Below are 5,061 nucleotides of genomic sequence, written 5' to 3'. Positions count from 1 at the left end.
GCCATCCGGCCCGGCCCCCCCCCCCCAACAAGCAACCCCCCCCCCCCCCCCCGCCCGCCCCCCCCCCCCCCCCCCCCAAAAAAACCGCCCCCGGGCCCCTTTATCACCACATCGGCCAGCGCCGGAGTCGTGTAGCGCGAAAGGCGCACCGCGACCGGTGTGGCGGTGTCCGTGGCGAGTTCCTCGAAGAGGGCGTTCTTGGTCCGATCGGCGACGCGGCCGAGGGCGATTCCGCGGGTGGTCGTAGAAGCGCTCGGATGGTGGACCACCGCGAGGCTGAGCTTGTTGATCTCGTCCTGGCGGAGCGCGTTGAGCGCTCGCAGCCGTCGGACCAGCTCAACGTGCTCTTCGAGCGTGACCATCGGGTCGGTGAGCAGCCGCTTCAACGTCGCGACGCACCCGTGCCAATGGGACCGATCGAGTCGGATCAGGTTTTCGGCGGCTTGGCCGCGCTCGTCGACGGAGGCATCCTTGTCGCCCGCAACCGACTCGAGATAACCGATGGCGTCTGTGGTGATCGGTTCGAACCTTGCCAGGGTCATGAAGGCGTCACCGCGCTTGTCGGACGCGAGATGGGCATCTTCCGCCAGCAGACCGAGGACGCCGAGCGCCTCCTGGTCGGGTTGCCCGTGCAGCTCCATGACCAGCTTCGCGGCCTCCAGCTTCGTGGCACAGGCGGTATCCCGGCTCAACTGATCGGCCGCGTGTGCCGTGACGTCTCCACCCAGTCGCGCAAGCACGGACATCGCGCGCTTCCAGGACCACGGCGACAGGTGAGGGGCAAGATCGGAGACCAGGTCGATGGACTGTGGGACATGGTCGGGATCGAGGTTGCCCAGCAAGGTGGCAGCCATGACGCGGGTGGCCGGTGCGATGACGTGGTCGAGCGCGACACCGCGCACCCGTGACGCCGTCGCTTCCTCGTGGTGGCCGATTGCGATCAGCGCCTCCGCTCCCTCGATGACGGCGTCGGCGGTCGTAACGGTCACCTCCCGGATGTGGTTCGCCAGCCGGGCCCGCAACCGCGGAGCCGCCTCCGAGAAATAGTGCACCATCGTCATTGAGGTGTCCGACCACAGCTCGATGAAGGCGGCCAGGAAGGACTCGTGGAACACGCGGTGCAGCCTCAGGAGGCTGGCACACACCTGCTGTCTGGCAAATCGGGAGAGTTTTTTGTCGGCGAAGGCACGCAACAGTTCGTCAGCGGCCGGTTCGAGGCTGTCGTGGTCGATCCTCGGCTGACCGACGTAGTGTTGGGTGAATGCGTCTTCAGCTGTCATGGGCGTGAGCAGTTCGAGCTGTGCTGTGGCGGCTGCTTCCTTGTGCCGGGTGTCAAGAGAAGCAAGCAGTCGCCAAGCCCTGGAGGCGTCGTGCGGTCGTAGTTCATGCACGAGTAGATCGAGCAGGTGCTTCACCACTTCACCGTGGAACTCCGGTCCGAGACGGCTCAATTCGCCCGCCGCGTCGCATCGCACGGCGGGATCGGTGTCCGGGTCGGCGAGATCACGGCGCAACCGGCTGATGGCATTCGTCCGATGCGGTTCGCCGAACTCGGCGAGTCGACCAAGAGCCGCTTCGCGCTCGAAGCTGGTCACCAGCGGGTCGTCCGCAACGCGCAGGAGATGGCCTGCCGCTTCGTCATGGAACTCCGGGCCGAAGTCGGCGAGCATTCGGACGGCCCAGTAGACCGCGTTCTCGTCGGCCTCGTGATCGTCTATCGTCCTGCGCAGGTGGAGCGCTGCCTCGTCCGGGCCACATGCGCCCGAATCGATCAATACCTCCAGGATGGCGCGCCGATCCCCGTGTGACATGTGAGGTTCCGTCAACATGACCCGGAGGTGCTTCGCAGCGGAGGTGCGGTGCTTCGGTCCCAGTTCGGCGAGTGTCGTCGCTGCGGCGACGCGCTCGAAGCGGTAGAGCCCTCGTTGTTCGACCAGATCCACGAGGGCGGTTGCGGCCTGCTCCAAGTGCTGGGCTCCCAGCGAGGCCAGGGCGATGGCCGCGTCCCTGCGCCCCGTCATCGAGTCGACCGGATCCCGCAGCACCGACAGGAACACCTCGGCGCACCGGGCGTGGAACTCGACGCCGATCTCGACTAGTCCGGTCGCGATCTCGACCAGGTCGCCGTTCGGCATGGACGGATCGTCCAGGAAGCCCAGCAACGCCTTCGTGGCGTCGGCGCGGCCCGCAGGGCCGAGGCTCGCGAGGACGACGGCGGCGGTGCGGCAATCGGACATCTCGGCGTACGGTTCGGCCAGCACGGCTCGCAAGCCGCGTTCGGCCGCGGCACGTTCCGGGGTCCCGCACTGGGACAACGCCTCGGCGGCGGCCAGTCGATCCGCCACCGCGGTGGTGCCGCCCTCGGCGACCGTGCGGAGCAGCGCGACCGCTTCCGGCGTGTCGGTGGTCCGCAAACGCGTGGCCAGGGCGGTTGCCGCCTCGATCCGAGACTGCCAGGGCGCGCGTTCGTCACGCATGAGGTCCAGCAGCCACGGAACGAGCGTCGGGTGGTGGGCGGCACGGCTCGCGTGGCGCAGCACCTCCGCCCCCAGGTGCTCCGTGGTCATCGCCCACGCCCTGGTCGTGCCCAGGAAGTCGTCCACGACCGCGACACCGGCCGGGAGGTGCTGGGCGAGGAGCTTCGCCGCCAACACGTGGTGGCTCGCTCCGCCCTCGTGCAGCGTGCGCACCACGTGGTCGGCCTGGTCGGGGTGCAGGCGCGTGTAGTGGAGCAGCACGGCACGTGCGTGTCGGCCTTGCTCGCCCTGCGACGCCGTGTGCAGCAGGGACTTGAAGTCGTGGTGCTCGGCGGCGAAGGAGACCGGCAACTCGCGCGCACTGGCGGTGGCGGCCAGGTGTTCGGCGAAGCTGTGGTGCAGGAAGCGCAGGTCGTCGCCGCGCTGGACGAGCGGCCCCACGGCGGTGAGGAACGTGGTCAGCTCGTCGGTCCAGCCGACCCGCACGGGCAGGCGTTCGGCGACCCACGTGCGGGCGGCTGTGATGAGGGAGGTGTCGCTCTGGAGGCGGATTCGGCCCAGGTGTTCCAGCAGCTCGTCGCGCAGGTGGTCGAACGGGCCGGGTGCGGCCGGGTGGGCGGTGAGCAGGTAGCCCAAGTACGCCTCGTAGAGTTCGTATTGGTTGTCCGGCAACGGTCGGTCGCCGGACTGCTCGAAGATGATCGCCGCGATGGTGGCCAGCAGGGGCACGCGGACCAGTTCGTCCAGGTGCGCGGCCTGGAGCTGGCGGACGAAGCGGTCCGCCTCGTCAGGGCTGCCGTCGAACCAGTTGGCCGCGAAGCGGCGCAGTGCCTCCTCGTCGAACGGCTGCAACTCGTACCGGGCGGCGGACGCCCGCTGGAGCGGGGCGAGGATCGAGCCCTCGATCGGCCTCGTGGTCACCACCACGCGGTAGGGCGAGCCCGGCGCGGCGCACCCTTCCAGCACGTGCAGCAGGCGGCTCTGGTCGACCGGGTCGGCTACCTCGTCGAGACCGTCGACCAGCAGGAGCCACCGGCAGTTGGCCACCCTGTCCGACACCAGCGCCGGGCTGACCTCGGACCACAGCAACGAGCCGTAATCGGCGGCGACGCTCTCCACCAGCGCTTTCGGGAACGGCAGGTCGAGGCGCTTGGCCAGCTCGCGGGCCGTGAGCCGCAGGGGCACCACCGGCTCGGCCAGCGGGGGCGGTGCGTCGCCGCCGGACCACCGCGCGGCGATCTCGCCCGCGAGGCGGAGGGACAGCGTGGACTTGCCCTGCCCCGGGCCGCCGGTGACCAGGACGTGTTCGTCGTCGTCCAACGCCTCCTGCACCGTGCGCGCGGGCGGCCGGACGGTCAGGCGCGGCTTGGGAGCGGCCCGCTCGCGCAGCAGGCCGCGCTCGTCCAGCTCCGGCTCCGTGCGGAGCTGCTCGTCGTGGGTCTCCTCGGTGCCGGTCCCCAGTTCCTGTCGGACGTACACGGTGTCCAGCGAGGGTTTGCGCGCGCCGGGCAGCCGGTAGGGCAAGTCGCGGGCCGCCATCTCCTGCGCTCGCAGCAGCGACCGCACGTCGTCGGACAGGACAGGCAACGACGACCAGTCGTCCGGAGCCTCCTGACGGTTCGACCTTTCGGCCCTGCGCCGCTGCTCACGTGCCTCCCACGCGGCCTTCCACAGCCGGACTGCCCGTTCGCGGTCCATGGCCAACGCGATGACCAGCGCGTCCAGGACCTGCCGGCTCGGCAGATAACGGCCGCCGCACACCTCCGAGACCTTGGCACGGGACAGGCCCACGCGCTGCGCGACCCAGTCCTGCGTGACGCGGGCGGCGGCGCGGTGCCGCTCGACCTCGGCGGCGAAGGTTCGTTCCGGCGCGGACGGCTCCACTCGTCACCCCTCGGCGTGTCCCCTGCGGCGTCCCGGAAACGTCCCTGCGCTGTCGGGACGCCGACCGGAGGCCCCACGCTAGCGGCAACCGGGATCACCGGCCGGTGGGGAAGGGGAGGGCATGGCTGGCGAGCTGTCGATGACCGCAATCATGTGGTTGGCGGTGTGCGCTGTCCTGTCAGGGCAGACGATCGTGCTCGTCGTCCTGTGCCGTGTCCTCCGCACGCCTGCGCCGCCGGTCACCGTCAACGTCGTGGCCGGCAGTGCGGACGACGTCGTGCAGGTGGGCAGGACGGGGCCGGGTTAGGCGGACCACACCGCGGTCGAGGTCGAGGTGCAGCGGGGGAGCGCCTTGGGCGTCCTCCTCGCGCATCACCGCCACCGAGTCGCGGTGGTCCAGCTCCATCCGCTTGGACCCGTAGAACATCGCGGTGATCTCGTTGACGGTCGTCGTGGCCAACGGCGTGCCCTTGCGCTTGCGGCCGCGTTGGCGCAACAGCTCGTAGACCGCGACGCCCACCACGGACAACGTCCCGCCCGGGATGCTCCACGCCAACACCGTCTCCACCGCGTCCACGTCACCCGAACGAATCCGGGGCCGCCGGGGTTCCGGGGGGGGCCCCCCCCCCGGGCGGGGGGCGCCCCCCCCGGGGCGCGCTCAAACACAAGCCAGCCCCGAGGGGGGCCCTGTAACCCACCC

Annotated in this window: 2 protein-coding genes; both read right to left on the bottom strand. The window is 70.2% G+C overall.

Translation table 11 applies throughout. The features are described from left to right. The coding region (locus ACFXGA_RS28685) for an NACHT domain-containing protein (RefSeq protein ID WP_378093108.1) at nucleotides 1-4,361 on the bottom strand (4,361 nt) is incomplete at its 3' end. A 178-nt stretch (nucleotides 4,362-4,539) separates the two neighbouring features. Continuing rightward, complete coding sequence (locus ACFXGA_RS28680) at nucleotides 4,540-4,938, bottom strand: DUF6191 domain-containing protein (RefSeq protein WP_378093106.1); 399 nt, start codon at nucleotides 4,936-4,938, stop codon at nucleotides 4,540-4,542. Nucleotides 4,939-5,061 lie beyond the last annotated feature (123 nt).

The organism is Actinosynnema sp. NPDC059335, from assembly GCF_042752395.1.
Lineage (GTDB): Bacteria > Actinomycetota > Actinomycetes > Mycobacteriales > Pseudonocardiaceae > Actinosynnema.
This window is presented reverse-complemented; position numbering and strand designations above follow the sequence as displayed.